This window comes from Vreelandella populi (assembly GCF_003989825.1).
GTDB lineage: Bacteria > Pseudomonadota > Gammaproteobacteria > Pseudomonadales > Halomonadaceae > Vreelandella > Vreelandella populi.
This window is the reverse complement of the sequence record NZ_RZHE01000015.1, coordinates 159,717-179,439: the sequence shown is the minus strand read 5'-3', so window position 1 is coordinate 179,439 and position 19,723 is coordinate 159,717. Positions and strand designations below refer to the sequence as shown.

Here is a 19,723-nt window from a genome sequence, read left to right as displayed (position 1 = left end):
TCATTACGGTACTACCCTATGCCTGCCCCAGCGCTTGTTATCGAAGGCTTACACAAAACGTTTGGTGATAAAAAAGCTCTGGACGGAATCGACCTTCAGCTGTCGAGCGGCAAGGTATTGGCCCTGCTTGGGCCATCAGGCTGTGGCAAAACCACGCTGCTGCGCTGTATCGCGGGGCTTTCCGGTATCGATGAAGGTCATATCTGGCTCGCGGGGGAGTGTGTCGCCAAGCCGACGCACTACCTGAGCCCCAACGAGCGCCAGTTGGGCATGGTGTTTCAGGATTATGCGCTTTGGCCGCATATGAGCGTTGCGCAAAATGTTGCCTTCCCCTTGGAAATGCAAGGGGTGAAAGCAAGTGCACGGCGTGAGCAGGTGGCGTGGGCGCTCTCCCTGGTAGGGCTTGGCGATTATGCCGACCGCCAGCCAGGGTCGCTTTCGGGAGGCCAGCAGCAGCGCATATCTCTGGCGCGGGCCATTGTAGCCAAGCCCAAGCTGCTGCTGATGGATGAGCCGCTCTCGAATCTGGATAAAGGTCTACGGGAAAATCTGGCGCTGGAAATACGCACGCTAATTGAAGAGCTCGCCCTGACGGCTGTGTTTGTGACCCATGACCAGCACGAGGCTTTTGCCCTGGCCGATCAAGTGGCCGTATTGCAGCAGGGGAGGCTTCAACAGATAGCCTCTCCCAAGGCCCTGTACCAGGCGCCTGCCACCCCCGATATTGCTGCGTTTATTGATGCGGGTACGCTGGTTGATGGGTACTTCAGTGCCTCCGGACTAGAGCTTGCAGGGCAAATGCTTCCCGTTGCTGCCTGTGATGGTTATATCGGGCCTTCGCGTATTTTATTACCCCGGCGAGGCATTACGCTGACAACACCCGCCCAAGGGGCGCTGGTGGCCACGGTGCGTGGTCGGCTGTTTCAGGGCGACTACACCTCGCTGACACTCGCACTTGATCAGCATACCGTTTTAAAACTGCATACCTATGAATCCGATGTACCTAACGAGCACGTTGGCCTTTTGGTCGACGGTTCAGCACTGCGTGCATGGCGGCCAAGTGGAGAGGCGCTAACCTGCGCTTCTATCCGGGATGCTGTTGCACTTCTTTAAGCTGTAACCCACCTGTAAGGAAATCACTGATGGTCTCTCGACGCTTGTCTGGCCCTGCAATGGCGGCCCTCACGAGTATGTTGTTATTAGCTACAGGAGCAAGTGCTCAGGCACAGGCTTTAACGGTTTATTCTGCAGGTCCGGACGCGCTGATTGAGCGGCTGGCTGCGGACTTTACCGAGCAAACCGGCATTGCTGTGAACGTTTTCCAGAGCACCACCGGGCAGGTGATGGCTCGCCTGGAGGCCGAGCGTGCCAATCCGCTGGCGGATGTGGTTATTTCGGCTTCATGGGACAGTGCTACGTCGTTAGCAGATGAAGGACTGCTGCACGAATACCTTTCCGCCAATGCAAACCAAGTGCCGGATTTTCTAAAGACAGACTATTACGTTGCCCAAGGCGTATCGGCCCTGGCCCTGGTCTGGAACCGTAACAGTGACTCGCCTGCACCCAAGGATTGGAGCGACCTGACGGACGCCGCCTATGCCAATCAGGTCACCATGCCTGACCCGGCTCAATCCGGGGCGGCTTTCGAGCTGGTCACCGGGCTTTTGACCTCCATGGGTGAAGAAGGAACATGGTCGTTACTTGAAGCGCTGGTGGATAACGGCATGATCGTGCCGGGGCCAAATGCGCGTGCGCTTAATCCCGTGTTACAGGGCGCCAAGTCGGTGGTGTTTGGCGCGGTTGACTATATTTCGCTTGGGCAACAGGCCGATGGCGAGGCGATAGACGTCATTTTTCCTGAAAGCGGCACGGTGATCGCCCCCCGGCCCATGATGATTCTGGCCTCGACTGCACAGCCTGATGAAGCCGAACAGTTTGTCGACTTTGTCCTTTCTGAACAGGGCCAGAAGCGCGTAGCAGAGAGCTACTTGATGCCCGCGCGTGATGATATTGACGCCCTGCGCCCGACACTTGGCGAATTAACGCTGATCGATGTGGATGCCGAAGAAATGAACGCTCAGCGCGATGCCATCCTATCCCGTTTTCGTGACGTGACGGGCCATCAATGAGCGTAGGTAAGAGGCTACGCCTGCCCCGGTTAACCGGGGCAGGCAGCGTATTGCTGCTCACTGCGCTGGCGCTGTTAATGCTGGTGGGGTTGCCGCTTGGGTATATCATTTTGCAGGCGGTGTTTCCCCATTGGACACGGGGGGATCTTTCGGGCGCCTTCACGCTATTTATACCCACGCTGCTAGATCCCGCGTTGCTCAAACTATTAGGTAATACGCTGCGCTTGGGGTTGGTGGTGGTTGCCGCCTGTGCCTTACTGGCCGTGCCTCTGGGGGCACTGCGGGCATTAACGCGCGTGCCGGGTGGCGCTTTGTGGGATGTCATCTTTCTGATCCCCTTCATGATTCCGCCCTATATCGCGGCTCTCTCCTGGATGTTGACGCTTCAGCCGAGGGGCTACGCTCAGCAGCTGACCGGCATGGAGGCGAACCACTTTCTGTTCTCCTTTCCGGGCATCGTGTTTGTCATGGTGCTTAACGTGTTTCCGGTGGTTTATTTTGCCGTTTCGCGCACCATGCTGAGTGTCGGCGGTCGCTATGCGTCAGCCGCGCGCGTTTGTGGTGCCAATAAATGGAAGACGCTCTGGCGGGTCACGTTACCCCTATCTACGCCCGGTATCGCGGCCAGCCTGCTGCTGGTCTTCGCGCTGACAATTGAAGAATTCGGGACCCCCGCCATGCTGGGTGCCCAGGCAGGCTTTTACGTTCTGGTAACCGGCATTCACCAGCGCTTTTCCGATTGGCCGATTGATATTCCAGGGGCCGCAGTGCTTTCGCTGTTGCTGGTCATGCTGGCCATGGGCGCTTTCTATTTCCAGCACTGGCTGGTAACGCGGCGTTCCTATATTAGCCAAACCGGTAAGCCCGCCGTGCTGGAGCGCGCCGAACTGGGCGGTTGGAAATGGCCGGTCATGGTACTTTTCTCAACCGTTGCGTTCATTTCGGTGGTAGTGCCCATTCTAGCCGTATTGGCAACGGCGCTGACGGGAACGCTGTCAGGCGGACTGGTGCTCGACAACCTGTCGTTGCGCCACTTTGAGGCGCTGTTTGCTAATCGCGGCGGTGCCATGCAGGCGTTGGGCACGAGTTTGAGTCTGGCGGTGGGCGCTGCCTTGATTACCGGCGTGTTAGGCGCGCTGGTCGGGTATTTGGTGGTACGCGCTCAGGTGCGCGGTAAAGGCCTGCTGGATTTGCTGTCGCTGTTACCCAATACGCTGCCGGGCGTCGTGGTGGCAGTGGGGCTGATTCTGGCGTGGAACCAGAGCCATTGGCCCATCCAGGTATACAACACCAGTGCGATGTTGCTGCTGGCGTATACGTGCCTGCTGCTGCCTTACCCGGTACGCTACGCATCCGCTGCGTTTCGCCAAATGGGGGAGAGTCTTGAGGCGGCCGCGCGCGTATGCGGGGCGGGTTTTCTGACCACGTTTCGGCGTATTTTGCTACCTGCGCTGGCGCCCAGCCTGCTGGTGGCCATGCTGCTGGTATTTGCAATCGCCTCGCGGGAGCTGGTGGCTTCACTAATGGTCGCGCCCGCGGGCATGCGCACGGTCTCAACGTTTGTGTTCGGTCAGTTTGAGCAAGGCTCGCCAGGCGTCGGAATGGCCATGAGCGCCGTGGCGATTTTTACCACCACGGCGCTGTTGGTCGGGCTGACCGCGTTTAGTCGCAAGCGGTTAGCCGTCACGGGCTAGCTGGGAGCGCTAGAACACGGCGCGTACGGCAATATATAGAACCGAGGGTGCCAGTAACGCGCCAAGGCCGGTATAGAAGGTAGCCGTCATGGCGCCATAGGGAACAAGTTTGGGATCGGTGGCGGCAAGCCCGGCGGCCACGCCGCTGGTAGTGCCCATCAACCCGCCGAAGATCATCGCCGAGCGGGGGTTGTCCAGGCCGATATGCCGGGCAGCGATGGGGGTTAGGATCATCACCAAGATCGACTTGAACAGGCCTGCCGCAATCGAAAGGGCAATAATGTCGGAAGGTGCACCAATGGAGGCACCTGCAATAGGGCCAACAATATAGGTGACGGTACCGGCGCCAATGGTGGTCAGGGAAACCGGGTCGCGGTAACCAAACGCGTAGGCCACGGCAACACCTGCAATGAAGGACACGATTACCCCCAGAAACAGCGCAATAATGCCGCTGATGCCTGCCTCACGAATCTCCTGAAAGCGAACGCCATAAGCAGTGGCAATAATAGCCAGGTCGCGCAGCATGCCGCCGCCCATCAGGCCTAACCCGGCGAACAGACTGATATCGGCAAGCCCTTTACTGCCGCCGGTATAAATGCCGCCGAAATAAGCCAGTGCCAATCCCACCATAATGGCAATCGCCGAGCCGTGAACGCGCCCTTTGGTCAATTTGTCGCTGACCAGATAGGAGATATACATGGCCCCGCCCACCAGGGCAAAAGCGGCGATCAGGTGCTGTTTTTCAAGTTGCGTAACTAGTGATTCAATCATGATAGCGGCCTCTTGTTAGCGGGCATGGCGCGCGCGAGCGCTGGCATGAGAATGAGGGGACGATGAGGCGCTCAAGGCTTTTTTAGCGCCTTTTGGCGACACGGGCACGATGTCCTTGGTTTCGCCGGCTTTCTTTTCGGCTGGAGTGGCGCGGCCGAGCCGGTTGAGAAAAGGGATCAGGGCAAAGCTTACGATGACCGCCAAAAGGGCTGCCAGCAGGGCAATCATGCCGCCATCAAACGCCGCCGCCACATCTTGGCTGGCGGCCATGGCTACCACGATAGGAATATACATACCGTTCCAGAACTTGATGCCGTCTTCGGTACTGGCGGGCATCTTGTTCTTATCCATCAGATATCCGCCCAGAAAAATCAGCATCAGCATGGCAATGCCAACACCACCTACGTTGGAGTCCACGCCGAGCAGTATGCCCAGCACATCACCAGCCCACAGGCCCACCAGCATGCAGCCTGCCAAAAGTGCAACACCGTAAATTACCATGGCAACCTTCCTGTATTATCGTTGTTGGAAGTGGTCTAGTTCGATGGTACGCCGCAGACAGACTCATTCCTTGCCTGCGGCGCACGTTTGATCACGCGCTGGCCGTGGCCGGTTGAGTTTTGAAGATATCGGTATAGGTACTGCGCAGCTGGTTCTTCTGCACCTTGCCCATGACATTACGCGGCAGGGCATCGGCAAAGAAGACCCGTTTGGGCTGTTTATAGCGGGCAAGCTGATCTTTAAGCGCTGCCAGCACTTGGGCTTCCGTCACGGGTTCGGACGCATCGGGTACCACCACCGCAACCACGCCTTCACCAAGGTCGGTATGCGGTACACCGATGACCGCAGACTCGACCACACCCGGTAGCTCGTCAATTAACTGCTCTACCTCTTTGGGGTAAACGTTATAGCCACCGGAGATCACCAGGTCCTTGTCGCGGCCTACAATATTCAGGTAGCCATACTCGTCGATAAGTCCCAGATCGCCGGTAATGAAGAAGCCGTCATCGCGAAACTCTGCCTGGGTTTTTTCCGGCATGCGCCAGTACCCCTGAAACACGTTCGGGCCACGCATCTCGACCATACCGGTTTCGCCCGGGGCAACCGCTTTACCGCTTTCACGATCCGCAATACGTACTTCCACCCCCGGAAGCGGTAGGCCCACCGTGCCCGGGCGGCGCTTGCCGTCGTAGGGATTGGAAGTATTCATGTTGGTTTCGGTCATGCCGTAGCGCTCGAGAATGGCGTGACCGGTACGTTCTTCGAACGCCTCGTGCGTCTCGGCCAGCAGCGGCGCTGAGCCGGAGATGAACAGGCGCATATTGGCAACCACCTCGCGGTTCAGGCGCTCGGAGGCAAGCAGGCGGGTATAGAAAGTGGGCACGCCCATCAGCACGGTGGCGTGGGGCATGAGATCCAGCAGTTCATCGACGTCCAGCTTGGGCAAAAACGTCATTGAGGCACCGTTGATCAGCGTGATGTTGCACGCCACAAAAAGACCATGGGTATGGAAAATCGGCAGCGCATGGATCAGGTGGTCCTGATCGGTATAGTGCCATGCCTCGCTCAGCGCCTGGCTGTTAGAAGCCAGGTTCTTATGACTGAGCATGGCGCCCTTGGAACGTCCGGTAGTGCCGGAGGTATATAAAATCGCGGCCAGTTCGTCTTCGCCCACCTCACAGACTGTCTCCGTTTCCTGGGCGCTTACGACTTTGTCCATCAGGCTGCCGTCGGCCTGGGTGCCCAGGCTTTCGACTTGAGCAACGCCAGACGCGCTCGCATTGCGCTTGGCCTCTGTAAGTACCTGTGGCCGACAGATGTAAAGATGAGGCTCGGCATCTTGTAGAAAGTAGCCAATTTCGCTGTCGGTATACGCCGTATTGAGCGGCAGATAGACCGCGCCTACCTGTAGGCAGGCAAGATACAGCATGACAATTTCAGGGCTTTTATCAACCTGCACGGCAACCCGGTCGCCGGGTGAAACGCCTAGCTCAAGCAGTACGCTGGCCATTTTGCGACTGGTCGCGAGCACGTCGGCATACCGGTAGCGCTGACCATTAAGCGTATCCATCAACACCTTGTTAGGCTGGCGCTCAAAATGCGGGTAGAACTGCAGATAGAGATTGTGATTCATGACGATTCCTTATTATTTTGCAACAGCGGCCGCTATCAAGCGCTCGCTTCGGTACTGAAGTACTGATCGGCCTGGCCTGCCAGGCGGCGAATATCATTGGCACATACCACGCTGTGGTTGCGGGTGTAGGCTTCATGGTTTTGCTCAATACGGTCAAGTTGATAGAGATAGTTGACCATCAGCCCGTGGGCTTGCTGCATGCCTTTGGATGAGGTATCCCCCAGCCAGTTAAGCCGGTGAAGGCTGGCGCCGTTGCCTAGATGAAAACGCGCAACAGGATTGAGCGGCTGACCGCTGCGGTGCTTGGCCTCTACCAAGTAGCGGGCCGCCAGGCGCATGAACTCCTTGTGCACGGCGGCCGGCAGGTCGACGCTTTCGTTGGACTCAAGAAAAGTTTGCAGCGGCTGGGAAAGCGTTACCGCCTGCGAGGTGCGATGCTCGGCAAGCCAGTCGGCAAAGCCCGGCACCGGTGAGAGGGTGACGAAGTTCTTGAGCTGGGGGAGCTCGCGGCTCAGCTCCTGCACTACCTGCTTGATCAGGAAGTTGCCGAACGATACGCCCTTGAGCCCCGCCTGGCAGTTGCTGATGCTATAAAACACGGCGGTGTCAGCTTCATCCATGGGCACTTCTTCACCGTGCTCCAGAATGCGTTGGACGTTGTCCGGAATACCTTTGCATAGCGCCACTTCCACGAAGATAAGCGGCTCGTCTCCGGTTGCCGGGTGAAAGAAGGCATAGCAGCGGCGATCCTCCGGGTCCAGCCGACGGCGCAGGTCGCGCCAATCGCTGATGGCATGCACCGCTTCGTATTGGATCAATTTTTCCAGCACGGCGGCGGGGGTGTTCCAGTCAATGCTCTCCAGCACCAGAAAGCCCCGGTTGAACCAGGAGTTGAACAGGTGAGAAAAATCGCTGTTCAGTGCGGCAAGATCAGGTTCATGACGCAACTGCTTGAGCAGGTCGGCACGCATTTTAACCAGCTCAAAGGTACCGCCTGGGCAAAGATTCAAACGGCGCAGTAAATCCTGGCGGCGTGGTTCACAGGCATTAAACAACTTCTCAAGCGCCGCGTTATCTTCAGAGTCGCAGTAGGCCTTATAGGCTGCGTGAATCGCCTGGGGCTCGGCGGCATACTCATCGGCCAGCAGTTTAAAAAAAGCCTGACGCTCTTCTTCTTCAAGCTGCTGATAATGGGTTAGGGCGCTTTGTGCCGTCATTATCTGAGAGGCTTCGCCCCCGCGTTGCATCAGTGTTTCACAAGCTGAGGAGAGAGCATGCAAATGGGCATCGCTCCCTTGCACGGCCTTCGAGGCGTTGCCCAACAGGCGAGTACGCGTGCTGATGTTGGAGAGTAGTCCTTGAAGAAACGTCATGTTCACATTCATGCACATCGACCTCTGGATGGACGGTTCCCTAGCAGCACACGCTTTATGGTGCTAGAGAGATTTATCAGATGCTTTGTTATATATAACAAATAGAGGTTTAAGATATATAGGTCAATAGATGCGCGTTAGACATAGGGTGAAGACGGCGCTGAAGGCAGCAGGGCGCAGCTGCGACAATAAGAGAGGGCGCAAGGCCAGGCGAAAAGAACTGTGCAGAATAAAGTTCAGGGGTTTGAGGCAGGTATTGTGAAGCTGCTGTACGCTCAAGCGTTGATGCAAACGAGTGCCTTAAAGAAGGGCTTGCGTGCAGCAGCTTAAAAGGGTTTACGTGGTTTACCGGCGTTCAGCTATCACTCAGGGTCACGGTTAATGTTAAACGGTGACCATGCCTGACGTACGGGCATGATCTCCAACCGGTTGATATTGATATGTGCAGGCAGTGTGGCGAGATAGTAGAGCTGCTCGGCAATATCTTCGGCCTGGAGCGGCGTGGTGCCGCGGTAAAGTGCGTCAGACGCCTCCTGATTACCTTTAGTGCGCACCAGGGTGAACTCGGTTTCCGCCATGCCGGGGGCTAGGTCAGTGACACGGACGCCGGTGCCCAGCAAATCACAGCGCAGGTTATAGCTGAACTGTTGAACAAACGCCTTGGATGCGCCATACACATGGCCGCCGGGATAAGGCCACTGGCCCGCCACCGAACCCAGATTCAGAATGCTGGCGCCTTCGTCATTCGCCAGCAGCAACGGTAGAGCCGCGTGGGTCACGTTGACCAACCCGGTGATATTGGTATCGATCATGGTATGCCAGTCTTTAAGATCGACCTTTTGCGCGGGTTCCGGGGCCAGTGCCAGGCCTGCGTTGTTGATCAGGCAGGTCAGCGGTAAAAATTGTTCGGGCAACTCGCCAAGCGCCTTGGTCACGGCATCGCTATCGCGAACGTCCAGCGTCAGGGTGAGTACCGGCACCTGCTTGGAAAGCTCCTCCTCCAGCGCCTTTAAGCGCTCTTCCCGACGGCCGGTCAGAATTAATGACCAGCCGGACTGTGCAAACCGCTGTGCGGCGGCTTTACCAAAGCCGGAAGTAGCACCGGTAATTAAAACGCTAGGCATCGCGATGACTCCTTTGTGGTGGGCAAATAGCACAGCTCTAATGTAGCCTGTTTCGGCGTGTTTAATGAAGGTTTGATGGCTATTTACCTAGCCGTTAGCTATTTGGCATTCAGAACAAACGTTACCCCTTTGGGTGGCCAGGCGGGACGATTAGATCCAGCGGTTGTCAGGTTTCCACGTTGCAGTAAAGTGCTGGATCAACCGGGGGAGGCATAAAGTAATGCCAGTTCTACCTCATGGTCTTTAAGCAGAGACATGGCCTCATTGACACCTGCCATGCGAATCTCGACATTGATACCACTAAATGTTGACATGAAATCACCCAGAGGCTTAGCAATCAGATCCGCGATAAACCCTTCGCCCACGGCAATTCGCACATCCCCCCGCGCCAGCCCCTGCAGTTCCATAGCACAGCTTCTTCTTGGGCGCGCTGAGTATGGAAATGATGTACTAGCAGCTGCCCGGCCTGGGTGGCGCGCATACCGCTACCATGACGCTCGCAAAGTTTGGTATCCAGGGTTTCTTCAAGCGCTTTGATTTGGCGGCTAAGCGCCGAGGGGGCAACGTCCAGATGCGCCGCGGCACGACGCAATGACCCACGCCGGATCACTTCGTTCAGATACGTCAGGACGCGCTGGTTAAGCATAGGAGAAAGCCATTTAAATAGATTGAGTCATCGAAATCGTTTAACAAAACTGCTTGATAGGCTAAGAACAGACTATTCAAGTAAAAGCGTCAGTAGAGTTTTGTAAACAGCTAACTGCTCAGGTGCTCTTTTAGGCACTTTAGTAGAAGATCACGGCTTTCATACAGCATATCACCCCGCCAGATACAGTGAGACTGGTGGCTTGTCGTCACATCCTCAAGAGGAAGAAAGCGCACATTAATAAAGCCCGCTTTGGCAAGTGACTGAGGGACCAGCGCCACGCCCATAGCATTGGCCACCAGAGCGAGAATCGTTAGCCAGTGCGAGACTTCGTGGCAGATATATGGGTCGACATCCTCATGGTGAAACAAGCTGATGATACGGTCGTAGTAATGAGGGGCCAGTTCCCGGCCAAATATAATAATCGGCTCGTTGGCGAGGGCTTTAATAGCTATGGTCCGTTGCGCAGCCAAAGGATGATGGGCTGGCAGGCAGCAGAGAAAAGATTCATCGGAGAGCACCAGCGACTCAATGCCTTCAGGTAGGGGCATTGAGTGTATAAAACCGATATCAAGCTTTTCCTCTACAACGGCATCAACTTGTTGCGCTGAGTTGCGCTCAGTCAGTTGGATATCGATCCCTGGATAGTGTGTTTTCATGTTAGTAATGACCTCGGGTAGGCCGCGAAACAGCATCGCGGGGGTAAAGCCTACACGGACCAGGCCTGAGGCGCTGGCAGCAATACGCTGGACAAGCTCTTGAGAGTCTTTGAGCTGTCCTAGAATACGTCGCGCCTGATGTTGAAAGGCCTCACCCGCCGGGGTCAGTTCCACCCGCTTGCTACTGCGCTCCAATAGCTTTACTCCCAGTTCGCCCTCCAGCTGTCGCAAGCTGGCGCTAAGCGGAGGTTGAGAGATATGTAATCGCTGCGCTGCGCGGCCGAAGTGTAGCTCCTCCGAAAGCACTAGAAAGTAGCTTAGCTGTCGAAAAGTGAGCGCCACGATATTAGCTCCAAGTGATTCACCAGATTTTAATCATACACAAAACTGTATCAATGAATCTCAAAACAGTATTGGAGACGGCGCAATTACCCGCTTAATGTGAGGGGAAAACATATAATAAGCCCAAGAGGTACACATTTTGAACATGCCTATTCATCGTAATATTCCTGATGCCTGGGGACAGAACAGTTATCGGAGCGATCCGAGTCTTTCCCAACTGCTGGATGTTTATTTACCCGCTTCACTACGTCGTCACCTTGAACCGTATCTAAGCGAGATGGGAGAGCTGGCAGGGGGGGAACTGGAGACACTTGCCCTCGAAGCAGATCAAGCGCCGCCTAAGCTAGTCCTTCGTCGACGTAACGGTGCCGAGGTTCAGGAAATCCGTAAGCATCCCGCCTATCAGCGTCTGGAAGCGTACGCCTACGGCCGGTTCGGCTTGGCGGCCATGTCCCACCGAGGCGGCGTGCTCGACTGGCCGGAGCCGATGCCCGCTTTGGTCAAGTACGCCTTGACCTATCTGTTCGTGCAGGCGGAATTCGGTCTTTGCTGCCCTCTGAGTATGACCGATGCGTTGACCCGAACGCTCAGAAAGTTCGGCGACGACGCCTTGGTAACGCGCTACTTGGATTCCCTGACGTCCCAAGATATGGCGAACAACCACCAAGGTGCCATGTTCATGACCGAGCAGGACGCGGGTTCCGATGTGGGCGCCATCACGACTAGAGCTCGCCAAGAGGACGGCAAATGGCGGTTGTACGGCGATAAATGGTTCTGCTCCAACCCCGATGCCGCACTGGCGATGGTGCTCGCCCGCCCCGAAGGGGGCGGTGCAGGCACCCGCGGCCTGACCCTGTTTCTGATGCCGCGTCACCTGGACAACGGCGAGTTGAATCATTACCGGATCGTGCGCTTAAAAGACAAGATGGGTACACGCTCCATGGCTAGTGGCGAGATCGTTCTCGAAGGTGCCGAGGCCTATGTTGTCGGCGAGCCGGGCCAGGGCTTTAAGCAAATGACCGACATGATCAATATGTCGCGCCTCTCCAACGGCGTACGTTCGGCCGGGCTGATGCGCCGCTCGCTCAATGAAGCACTGTTTATTGCTCGCCACCGCAGCGCATTCGGTAAACAGCTGATGCATATGCCGCTAATGCAGCGTCAGCTCAGTAAGATGATGGTGACCGCCGAGCAGGGACGAACCTTAGTGTTTCACACCGCCGAGTGCCTGCGTCGTGCCGATGCGGGCGATGCCCAGGCGGTAAAGCTTCTGCGAATTCTTACGCCTATGATCAAATTTCGCACCACGCGAGATGCGCGCAAGGTGGCCGGCGACGGCATGGAAGTACGCGGCGGGTGCGGCTATATCGAAGAGTGGTCCGATGCGCGCGTATTGCGCGATGCTCACCTGGGCTCTATTTGGGAGGGCACAAGTAACATCGTCGCCCTCGATGTATTCCGTGCTGTGAGGCGAGAGCAGACCCTGCCTGTGCTGGCGGAGTACCTGAGTGCGCGGCTCGACGAGATCGCGCTCGGCGACAGCGAACGAGCGCTTTTCAAGGCGCTGCTCGCAAGCGCCGTGGCCGGGGTCGAAGCGTTGGCGCTGGAAAACGAGCACGACGCGGATGCACGGCGCATCGCCAGCGGCCTGTATCACGTCACTTCGGCGATCCTGCTCGCCTGGGAGGCGTATCAAGTGTGCAATGACAAGCGCAGACTGGCGTTGGCACGTTTGGTCGTCCGCCATAAGCTATTGCCTAGCTCGCCGCTTGCTCCGCGCTCGGAATCGGGCGATGCCCTGACGATACTACTTGAAGAGGCACCAATGAGCGACGAGCAGGTAGAGGCCCTGGTGTCAGTAGACATGCTGGCGCGTCAGGTGGAGGCAGCCTATGACTAAGGCAATGGGCGCACTAAGCGATATCAAAGTAATCGATCTAAGCCGGGTGCTGGGCGGGCCTTACTGCACCCAGGTGCTGGGCGATTACGGTGCCGATGTCATCAAGGTCGAGCCGCCCAGCGGGGATGAAACCCGTGGTTGGGGACCTCCCTTCGAGGGCGATGCGGCCTCTTACTTTCATGGCTTAAATCGAAGCAAACGCGGCATGGCACTCGATCTTCGCCACCCCGATGGTCAGGCTGTACTGCTTCAACTGCTGGCAAGTGCAGATGTACTGGTGGAAAACTTCAAACCCGGCACGCTCGAGAAGTGGGGGCTGGGTTTCGATACTCTGAACGAGCGCTTTCCCCACCTGATCCAGTGCCGAATCAGCGGTTTCGGCGCCGACGGTCCCATGGGGGGATTACCGGGTTACGACGCTATCATTCAAGCGATGGCCGGATTGATGAGCGTTAACGGCGAGAAGGGCGGCGAGCCCTTACGCGTTGGCTTACCGGTGGTGGATATCGTTACCGGGCTAAACGCGGTGATCGGTATCACGCTGGCGCTTCACGAACGTACACGCAGTGGAAAGGGCCAGTTCGTCGAGGCGGCGCTGTTCGATTCGGGGCTCTCCTTGATGCATCCTCATTTTCCGAACGTTTTCTACGGAGGGCCTCAGCCGCGGCGCACCGGCAACGAACATCCTAATATCGCGCCATACGAGGTATGCCGCACCGCCACCCAACCCGTTTTCCTCGCGGTAGGTAACAACGCCCAGTTCGCTCGCCTTTGCGAACAGCTCGATTGTAACGAGCTACTTACCGATGACCGCTTTGCTAGTAACGGTGCGCGTCTTTGCAACCGTGAGGCGCTTCGCGAAATGCTCGAGACGGCCATGGCCAGCCGCGACGGCGTTACACTCGCCGAACAACTGATGCGAAGCGGCGTGCCTTGCGGGCCGGTCCTGAATACGTCTCAGGCCTTGGAGCACCCACATACTCAGCACCGCAACATGGTGATCGAAATAGGTGCATACAAGGGTACCGGCTCGCCGATCAAGCTGGCGCGAACGCCCTCTAGCTATACTACACCGCCGCCGCGGTTTGGCGAACATACCGATACCATCCTCAAGGAGGTAGGGCTGACTCAAGAGCAGATCGATGCATTAAAGGAAAAGGGCATATTGCCAGTGGCGCTGCGAGCTTGAGCGGCCCACGAATTATCGCTCGATACGAAAATATGTAAGTCAATAGCTATTCCAAAAATAACACAACGCGAGATCACTTCCATGACAAGTACACGCCTGGCCACCGGCCTTTTATCGACCATTTTTGTTGTCTTTTCTGGTGTTGCATCAGCAGCCGAGCTGCCTAATACCATGACCTGGACGGCCTACGATGTAGGCTCCCAAGGGCATTCGGAGGCTTCAGCCATCGCTGATGCTTTTGGCCGCGCTTATAACACACGTGTTCGTATTCAGCCCGCGGGTTCTGCTATCGGGCGGCTTCAGCCGCTGTTAAGTGGGCGCGCCGACTATGCGTTTTTAGCCACCGAATCCTTTTTCGCGACAGAAGGGCTCTACGATTTCAGTGATCGGCGCTGGGGACCTCAGGATCTGAGGGCGATTGCGGGGCGCCCCTCCACCTTCGGCGTTCCTTCCGCGGCCGATGCGAATATACACACTCTGCAAGATTTGCAGGGCAAGCGAGTGGCTTACGTGGCCGGCAATCCTTCGGTCAACGTAAAGTGCGACGCTATCCTTGCCTTCGGCGGGCTGACACGCGATGACGTCGATGCAGTGATGTTCCCCACTCACGGCGCTGCCATGAGTTCTTTGGTCGAAGGTCGCGCTGATGCCACCTGCACCACCACCACGGCCAGCCAACTATACGAGCTGGAAGAGTCCTCGCGTGGCATTCGTTGGGTAGATATTCCTGCCGATGACGAACAGGGGTGGTCGCGCATGAACCAGGTAGCACCGGTCTTTCAGCCGTTCACCGAAACGATCGGTGCGGGACTTTCCGAAGACTCTCCCGCCAATATGCTGGCCTACCGTTATCCCATCATCGTCACTATGGCGGATCAAGACGAAGAACAGGTCTATCAGTTGATTGGAGCGCTGGATGAAAGCTACGACCTTTATCGTGACGCCACCGCTGCTATTAAGCGTTGGTCCATCGAAGACGCTGGCGTGCCACCTATCGATATTCCGTTCCACCCAGGCGCCGTTCGCTATATGCAAGAGAAAGGGCTTTGGGATGAGGATATGCAAGCTTGGAACGATGCACGCTTGGCGCGGCTTGAAGCACTCAAAAACGCTTGGAGTTCACTTCTCGAAGAAGAGGCTAACCTGAACGGCGATGCGCTGGCCGAACGCTGGGAAGAGCGTCGCCAACAGGTCATCGACGAGCTTTAAAGTCGGCCTATAGAGGAGTGTCGTCATGAGTGATGCAAGCCAGGCGCGCATGAGCGGAGTCGCCCGCTGGGTCGTAATGGGGCTTGGTGGGCTGGGTCTATTGATGACGATCAATCAGACCTTTGCGCTTAAGTTATTCGGCTTCTACCCCATCGGGAATGCCTTTATCTACTACTTGATTGGAATTTTTCTGGCAGTAGCTCTGTTGATTTTCCCTGCCCGTCAGACCGATAGCGAGCGCTTGCCTTGGTACGACTGGCTGTTGGCCGCCGCCGCGTTAGGTGGCAGCCTTTACCTCGGGCTCAATGGACTGCGTATGACCCAGCAGGGATGGGAGTACTTCGCTCCGCTTTCGGCGACGCTCATCGCTACCATGATGCTATTACTCGTACTGGAGGGCGTGCGGCGCTGTGGAGGCTGGGCCATCTTTGCAGTGGCGCTAATATTCGGTGCTTATCCGCTCTATGCAGGCTATATGCCGGGTTTTCTGTGGAGCAACGGGTTTGAGCTGGGTGAAACCATTCGTGCTCACGTGATGGGCGCTGAAAGCATTGTTGGCGTGCCCATGCAGGTGGTGGCCAATCTGATTGTTGGCTTTGTCGTCTTCGGTATTGCGCTTACCATTACAGGCGGTGGTGAGTTTTTCATGAATTTCGCCACGGCTTTGATGGGGCGAAGCCGCGGCGGCCCTGCCAAAGTGGCGGTGGTCTCCAGTGCTTTCATGGGTAGCCTCTCTGGGAGCGCCGTTTCCAATATTTTAACGACCGGGACGATCACTATTCCCGCCATGAAGCGCAGTGGCTATAAGCCTGAGTACGCCGCCGCAGTGGAAGCCTGCGCCTCCACTGGGGGAACGTTGATGCCGCCGGTCATGGGAGCGGTGGCGTTTATCATGGCCTCGTTTCTGGGAGTGAGTTATGGCGAGGTAATGATAGCGGCGCTACTGCCGGCGATCTTGTTCTATCTGGCGCTGCTGCTGCAGGTGGATCACTACGCAGCGCGAAAAGGGCTTCAGGGAATGCCCGCCAAGGATATTCCTAGAATTGGTACCACGCTGGTGGCCGGATGGCCTTATCTATTGAGCCTGGCTGTGCTGATTTATATGCTTCTGGCCATGCGTCTGGAGAGCCAAGCACCCTATTACGCGACACTCGTATTGCTGGGCATTGCACTGTTTCGCCGACAGAAGCGGCTAGGATTAAAGCAGTTGGGTGAGTTCTTCTATCAACTTGCTCATGGCGTGGGCAACCTGGTCGCGGTGCTCGCAGGTATTGGTCTAGTGGTCGGTGGGCTCTCCTACACTGGCGTGGCGGGCGCTTTCTCCCGCGAGTTACTGCTTTATGCGGGCGACAGCATACCGTTAATGCTGGCAGCCGGAGCGGTAACCAGTTTCATTCTGGGTATGGGAATGACTGTAAGTGCTTGCTATATCTTTTTGTCCATTCTTCTGGCGCCTGCATTAGTGGGGGCTGGATTGAATCCTCTGGGCAGTCACCTGTTCATTCTTTACTGGGGCATGCTCTCGTATATCACGCCACCGGTGGCGCTTGCTGCTATCACCGCCGCAGGCGTGGCAGGTGCCAATAATACGCGCACCAGTCTGCATGCGGTGCGCCTGGGTGGGGTGCTATTTGTACTGCCTTTTCTGTTTGTTCTTAACCCTTCATTGATTCTCCAGGGCGAGGTGTTCGATATTGTTGTCTCCACGTTAACAGCTCTAACCGCTATCTGGCTGGTGGCGGCGGCGATGGAAGGCTATCTGTACCGCGTCGGCTCCGTTTCTTGGCCCTTAAGAGGGGCACTGCTGATAGCGGCACTACTAATGATGTATCCGGAAGGCCGAAGCGATTTGCTGGGGCTTGGAATGTTAGTAGTCACGTATGGTGTGGCGTTTTTGCGTCAAGCAAGGCAAGTGCCTTCGCCACCGCCACCGCTAGACCAGGTATGTCATAAACCATGAACGCTTTGCCCCTTGTCGGGTTTTCGCCGACAATGCCTGATTCCTTTAAACGCGGGGCAGAACGGATGCAAGCAAATGGATTTTTTGACCGGGTAGGCGAGACCATTGGCGATGTGATTCGTACGGTGGTGGAATTTCTTCTGGGCATTTTTACCAACTTCTTTGGTGCCTTTGGCGATTTTATTGACGGCCTGACCCGATCATTAGGAATCAACGACTCTTTTTTAAGCATTGCGGTGTTGGTGATCGGGCTGCTGATTCTATGGGGAGGGGTAAAGTCGTTTTTACGTGGCTCAATTGTTGGAGGCATTGTGAAAACTATTATCGCGCTATTTATTCTTTCTTGGTTGATGATGTAACGCAGTGGCACAGCCTTTCTATAAGTAAGCGCGCTAAGTATTTGTATGGATACCGGAAGTTGGCGCGCATTACTAATGCCTGAATTCAACTCATAAGAGTATGACCATTTATCATTTGCCTATTTGGTGCAATTTGCCATCATTTGCACTTCTTTAGTGCAAAGTGGGTGTAATGAAAACTTATCTTGGCAAGATGCGTGGCGAACGTATTCAGCGCGCCCGAGTAGGCTGGCAAGATGCCATCTGGTCATGGCTGGGTGCCTTTACCGGTATGGCCGTCATCTGTTGGCTAAGCTCGGCATGGCTTTCGCAACAGCTGCTGATTGTGGGCTCGTTCGGGGCGACATCGGTGCTGATTTACGCCGCGCCGGAAAGCCCTTTCGCCCAACCCAGCCACGTGCTGTTTGGTAGCGTGCTCTCGGCCTGTATAGGCGTAGGCTGCTATCAGCTGCTGGGAGCAACACCGATTTCCATGGCGCTTTCAGTTTCCCTGTCAATTCTGGTAATGCAGCTCACGCATACGGTGCATCCACCCGGCGCAGCGGCCGCCTTGATTGCCGTAGGCGGTGGGGCTAGCGTGCATCAACTGGGGTGGTGGTATCCGTTATTGCCTATTGGCATGGGCTGCGTGGTCATGCTGGTCATCGCCATTCTGGTCAACAACCTGGCCCGCCATCGCCGCTACCCGCGCTACTGGTAAAGCGCTTAGAGGCGCTGAAGCTGTTCTTCAAGCGCAAAGATATGCGCATCATCAACCTGCAACTCGCGCAAGGCGCTTGCCAGGTTCATAAGGTAGTCGCGGTTGGGCCCGCTAGGCCCTTCGGCGCGGGCGATCTGCTGCGCCATGGCCTCAAGCGGCGCCGGGCCTAGAAACGCAGGGTTATCATCGGTGGCCATATAGACCAGGCCCTGAGCTTCGCTGCCATCGGTAAAGTGCATTGAGGTGATTTCACGCAGGTAGCCGTTTTTCTCGCGGTGGTCCAGCGGCGCCAGGGTTTCCGGAGTAATCCGGTAGGCCATGCCGTGGCAGATGGCGCCGGCCACCGGCGTTAGCGTGACTACACGGCCAGGCGCTTCTGGCGTGCCGCGGTGATCATGCGAGCCCTGCCAGAAGCGACGCTCCCAGCCGGTAATATAGGCACTGCGACTTTCCAGATAGGCAAAATCAGCTTTCCAGATCAGCGAGCCGTAGCCAAACAGCCAGATATCGGCGTGCTGTGCAAACTGGTTGCGCTGCTGGTTGATGGCGGTGGTGTCGATCAACGTGGGCACCGTGAACGTGGTGAAAAGGCCATGGTAACATGCCCTATCACTTTCTCCTGGAGCGGGACATGCGCGCGATTTTTCTGGTAGATAACGGCTCGCTGCGCCCGGCGGCCACGCTCAACCTGCGTCGGATAGCGGCAGAGCTGTCGCAAAAGCTGGATGAGCCGGTACAGGCTGCCTCGTTACTTCACTCCAATAAAATTCCCCCTGACGAGCTTGAGGGTACGCCCGCGTTGACCCTTGGCCCTGCTGCTGAATGCAGCGCTGAGCAAGGGGCAACCGAGCTTATCGTGGTACCGTTCTTTTTTGGCCCGAGTAAAGCCTTGACTGGCTATTTGCCCGAACGCATGGCGGCTCTACAGGAAAAGTTCCCAGGCGTTAGCGTACGCGTAGCCCAGCCACTGGTAGACGAGCTGGGCGATATCGATCTGCGTCTAGCCAAGTTGCTGGCGGATAACGTACGTGAGCATCTTAACGGTGAGCGGCCGCACGTTGCCCTGGTAGACCACGGAAGCCCCATTCCCGACGTCACGGCCGTTCGCAACCGCCTAGCCGGGCAGTTAAGTGTTCTGCTGGAAGAGGAGGTCGCCTGTGTGGCGGCGGCGTCCATGGAGCGCCGCGACGGTGATGAATACCGGTTTAATGAGCCGCTTCTGGAAAATCTGCTGGATAAGCCTGAGTTTCAGGCAGGGCCGGTGGTACTGGCCATGCTATTTCTCTCGCCAGGCCGCCACGCAGGCGAGGGCGGCGATATCGATGAGATTTGCCGCGCGGCGGAAAAGCGTCATCCAGCTCTTAACGTAATGACTGCGAAGCTCGTCGGCGAGCATGCCGGGATCGTAGATATCTTGCATTCCCGGCTACGCCAAGCGATTGATGGCGAACGCTTTCTACTCGACCTACCCGCACTCAGTGATACGCCACGCTAGGTGATAGGTGTAACAACGTCCAAGAGCGCGTAGAATCGC

The 19,723-nt window shown here is 56.6% G+C and carries 19 protein-coding genes; 10 read left to right on the top strand and 9 right to left on the bottom strand.

Annotation, left to right across the window (positions count from 1 at the left end):
* The first annotated feature begins 18 nt into the window (after positions 1–18).
* From ELY25_RS15455 to ELY25_RS15445, 3 genes are all read left to right on the top strand, one after another.
* Positions 19–1,113, top strand: a complete 1,095-nt coding sequence (locus ELY25_RS15455) for an ABC transporter ATP-binding protein (protein WP_126952161.1) — start codon at positions 19–21, stop codon at positions 1,111–1,113.
* A gap of 77 nt (positions 1,114–1,190) precedes the next feature.
* The gene (locus ELY25_RS15450; protein ID WP_236995753.1) at positions 1,191–2,129 is read left to right on the top strand and encodes an ABC transporter substrate-binding protein; all 939 of its coding nucleotides are present in this window, start codon (positions 1,191–1,193) and stop codon (positions 2,127–2,129) included.
* Entirely contained in the window at positions 2,126–3,823 is a 1,698-nt protein-coding gene (locus ELY25_RS15445) for an ABC transporter permease (RefSeq protein ID WP_126952159.1), read from the top strand. The genes ELY25_RS15450 and ELY25_RS15445 overlap by 4 nt, the downstream gene beginning before the upstream one ends.
* 9 nt (positions 3,824–3,832) lie before the next feature.
* Here the strand turns inward: ELY25_RS15445 and madM are convergent, their stop codons facing one another.
* The 8 genes from madM to ELY25_RS15410 form a co-directional block, all read right to left on the bottom strand.
* Positions 3,833–4,594 (bottom strand): malonate transporter subunit MadM, encoded by a 762-nt coding sequence (gene madM / locus ELY25_RS15440; protein WP_126952158.1) that lies wholly within the window; start codon positions 4,592–4,594, stop codon positions 3,833–3,835.
* A 15-nt stretch (positions 4,595–4,609) separates the two neighbouring features.
* A complete protein-coding gene (madL, locus tag ELY25_RS15435) occupies positions 4,610–5,095 on the bottom strand; it encodes a malonate transporter subunit MadL (protein ID WP_126952157.1) in 486 nt (161 codons plus the stop codon).
* 91 nt (positions 5,096–5,186) lie between these two features.
* On the bottom strand, positions 5,187–6,728 hold the full coding sequence (locus ELY25_RS15430; RefSeq protein WP_126952156.1) for a malonate--CoA ligase: 1,542 nt from the start codon (positions 6,726–6,728) through the stop codon (positions 5,187–5,189).
* A 35-nt stretch (positions 6,729–6,763) separates the two neighbouring features.
* On the bottom strand, positions 6,764–8,101 hold the full coding sequence (locus ELY25_RS15425) for a malonyl-CoA decarboxylase (RefSeq protein ID WP_126952155.1): 1,338 nt from the start codon (positions 8,099–8,101) through the stop codon (positions 6,764–6,766).
* A 362-nt stretch (positions 8,102–8,463) separates the two neighbouring features.
* The gene (locus ELY25_RS15420) at positions 8,464–9,225 is read right to left on the bottom strand and encodes an SDR family NAD(P)-dependent oxidoreductase (RefSeq protein WP_126952154.1); all 762 of its coding nucleotides are present in this window, start codon (positions 9,223–9,225) and stop codon (positions 8,464–8,466) included.
* 197 nt (positions 9,226–9,422) lie between these two features.
* A complete protein-coding gene (locus ELY25_RS18150; protein ID WP_335808213.1) occupies positions 9,423–9,632 on the bottom strand; it encodes a LysR substrate-binding domain-containing protein in 210 nt (69 codons plus the stop codon).
* Positions 9,563–9,871, bottom strand: a complete 309-nt coding sequence (locus ELY25_RS18055; protein ID WP_236995752.1) for a helix-turn-helix domain-containing protein — start codon at positions 9,869–9,871, stop codon at positions 9,563–9,565. The genes ELY25_RS18150 and ELY25_RS18055 overlap by 70 nt, the downstream gene beginning before the upstream one ends.
* Before the next feature lie 110 nt (positions 9,872–9,981).
* Positions 9,982–10,872 (bottom strand): LysR family transcriptional regulator, encoded by an 891-nt coding sequence (locus ELY25_RS15410; RefSeq protein ID WP_126952153.1) that lies wholly within the window; start codon positions 10,870–10,872, stop codon positions 9,982–9,984.
* Between the two features lie 145 nt (positions 10,873–11,017).
* Here ELY25_RS15410 and ELY25_RS15405 point away from each other — a divergent pair, with 145 nt between their 5' ends.
* The 6 genes from ELY25_RS15405 to ELY25_RS15380 all read left to right on the top strand — a co-directional run bounded on the left by ELY25_RS15405 (position 11,018) and on the right by ELY25_RS15380 (position 18,189).
* Positions 11,018–12,772 carry an acyl-CoA dehydrogenase family protein gene (locus tag ELY25_RS15405; RefSeq protein ID WP_126952152.1) on the top strand — a complete coding sequence of 585 codons (1,755 nt, stop codon included), beginning with the start codon at positions 11,018–11,020 and terminating at the stop codon, positions 12,770–12,772.
* Complete coding sequence (locus tag ELY25_RS15400; protein WP_126952151.1) at positions 12,765–13,961, top strand: CaiB/BaiF CoA transferase family protein; 1,197 nt, start codon at positions 12,765–12,767, stop codon at positions 13,959–13,961. The genes ELY25_RS15405 and ELY25_RS15400 overlap by 8 nt, the downstream gene beginning before the upstream one ends.
* Positions 13,962–14,042: 81 nt before the next feature.
* On the top strand, positions 14,043–15,170 hold the full coding sequence (locus tag ELY25_RS15395; protein ID WP_126952150.1) for a TAXI family TRAP transporter solute-binding subunit: 1,128 nt from the start codon (positions 14,043–14,045) through the stop codon (positions 15,168–15,170).
* 25 nt (positions 15,171–15,195) lie between these two features.
* Positions 15,196–17,130 carry a TRAP transporter permease gene (locus ELY25_RS15390; protein ID WP_236995751.1) on the top strand — a complete coding sequence of 645 codons (1,935 nt, stop codon included), beginning with the start codon at positions 15,196–15,198 and terminating at the stop codon, positions 17,128–17,130.
* A gap of 65 nt (positions 17,131–17,195) precedes the next feature.
* Complete coding sequence (locus ELY25_RS15385; protein ID WP_126952149.1) at positions 17,196–17,489, top strand: hypothetical protein; 294 nt, start codon at positions 17,196–17,198, stop codon at positions 17,487–17,489.
* A 172-nt stretch (positions 17,490–17,661) separates the two neighbouring features.
* The gene (locus ELY25_RS15380; protein WP_126952148.1) at positions 17,662–18,189 is read left to right on the top strand and encodes an HPP family protein; all 528 of its coding nucleotides are present in this window, start codon (positions 17,662–17,664) and stop codon (positions 18,187–18,189) included.
* Positions 18,190–18,194: 5 nt separating this feature from the next.
* On the opposite strand, the gene ELY25_RS15375 is transcribed toward ELY25_RS15380, so the two are convergent.
* Positions 18,195–18,752, bottom strand: coding sequence for a gamma-glutamylcyclotransferase (locus ELY25_RS15375; RefSeq protein ID WP_126952147.1), 558 nt, complete (start codon positions 18,750–18,752; stop codon positions 18,195–18,197).
* Between the two features lie 68 nt (positions 18,753–18,820).
* Between ELY25_RS15375 and ELY25_RS15370 the strand changes: the two genes are divergently transcribed.
* Positions 18,821–19,684: a sirohydrochlorin chelatase gene (locus ELY25_RS15370; protein WP_126952146.1), complete on the top strand. Its 864-nt coding sequence runs from the start codon at positions 18,821–18,823 to the stop codon at positions 19,682–19,684.
* Positions 19,685–19,723 lie beyond the last annotated feature (39 nt).

Bases quoted from the DNA above. Each gene is read 5' to 3' on its own strand.
- madL (WP_126952157.1), bottom strand. From the start codon at position 5,095: ATGGTAATTTACGGTGTTGCACTTTTGGCAGGCTGCATGCTGGTGGGC.
- ELY25_RS15395 (WP_126952150.1), top strand. From the start codon at position 14,043: ATGACAAGTACACGCCTGGCCACCGGCCTTTTATCGACCATTTTTGTT.
- ELY25_RS18055 (WP_236995752.1), bottom strand. From the start codon at position 9,871: ATGCTTAACCAGCGCGTCCTGACGTATCTGAACGAAGTGATCCGGCGT.
- ELY25_RS15405 (WP_126952152.1), top strand. From the start codon at position 11,018: ATGCCTATTCATCGTAATATTCCTGATGCCTGGGGACAGAACAGTTAT.
- ELY25_RS15445 (WP_126952159.1), top strand. From the start codon at position 2,126: ATGAGCGTAGGTAAGAGGCTACGCCTGCCCCGGTTAACCGGGGCAGGC.
- ELY25_RS15390 (WP_236995751.1), top strand. From the start codon at position 15,196: ATGAGTGATGCAAGCCAGGCGCGCATGAGCGGAGTCGCCCGCTGGGTC.
- ELY25_RS15370 (WP_126952146.1), top strand. From the start codon at position 18,821: ATGCGCGCGATTTTTCTGGTAGATAACGGCTCGCTGCGCCCGGCGGCC.
- ELY25_RS15450 (WP_236995753.1), top strand. From the start codon at position 1,191: ATGTTGTTATTAGCTACAGGAGCAAGTGCTCAGGCACAGGCTTTAACG.
- ELY25_RS15420 (WP_126952154.1), bottom strand. From the start codon at position 9,225: ATGCCTAGCGTTTTAATTACCGGTGCTACTTCCGGCTTTGGTAAAGCC.
- ELY25_RS18150 (WP_335808213.1), bottom strand. From the start codon at position 9,632: ATGGAACTGCAGGGGCTGGCGCGGGGGGATGTGCGAATTGCCGTGGGC.
- ELY25_RS15400 (WP_126952151.1), top strand. From the start codon at position 12,765: ATGACTAAGGCAATGGGCGCACTAAGCGATATCAAAGTAATCGATCTA.
- ELY25_RS15385 (WP_126952149.1), top strand. From the start codon at position 17,196: ATGCAAGCAAATGGATTTTTTGACCGGGTAGGCGAGACCATTGGCGAT.
- ELY25_RS15455 (WP_126952161.1), top strand. From the start codon at position 19: ATGCCTGCCCCAGCGCTTGTTATCGAAGGCTTACACAAAACGTTTGGT.
- ELY25_RS15380 (WP_126952148.1), top strand. From the start codon at position 17,662: ATGAAAACTTATCTTGGCAAGATGCGTGGCGAACGTATTCAGCGCGCC.
- madM (WP_126952158.1), bottom strand. From the start codon at position 4,594: ATGATTGAATCACTAGTTACGCAACTTGAAAAACAGCACCTGATCGCC.
- ELY25_RS15430 (WP_126952156.1), bottom strand. From the start codon at position 6,728: ATGAATCACAATCTCTATCTGCAGTTCTACCCGCATTTTGAGCGCCAG.
- ELY25_RS15425 (WP_126952155.1), bottom strand. From the start codon at position 8,101: ATGACGTTTCTTCAAGGACTACTCTCCAACATCAGCACGCGTACTCGC.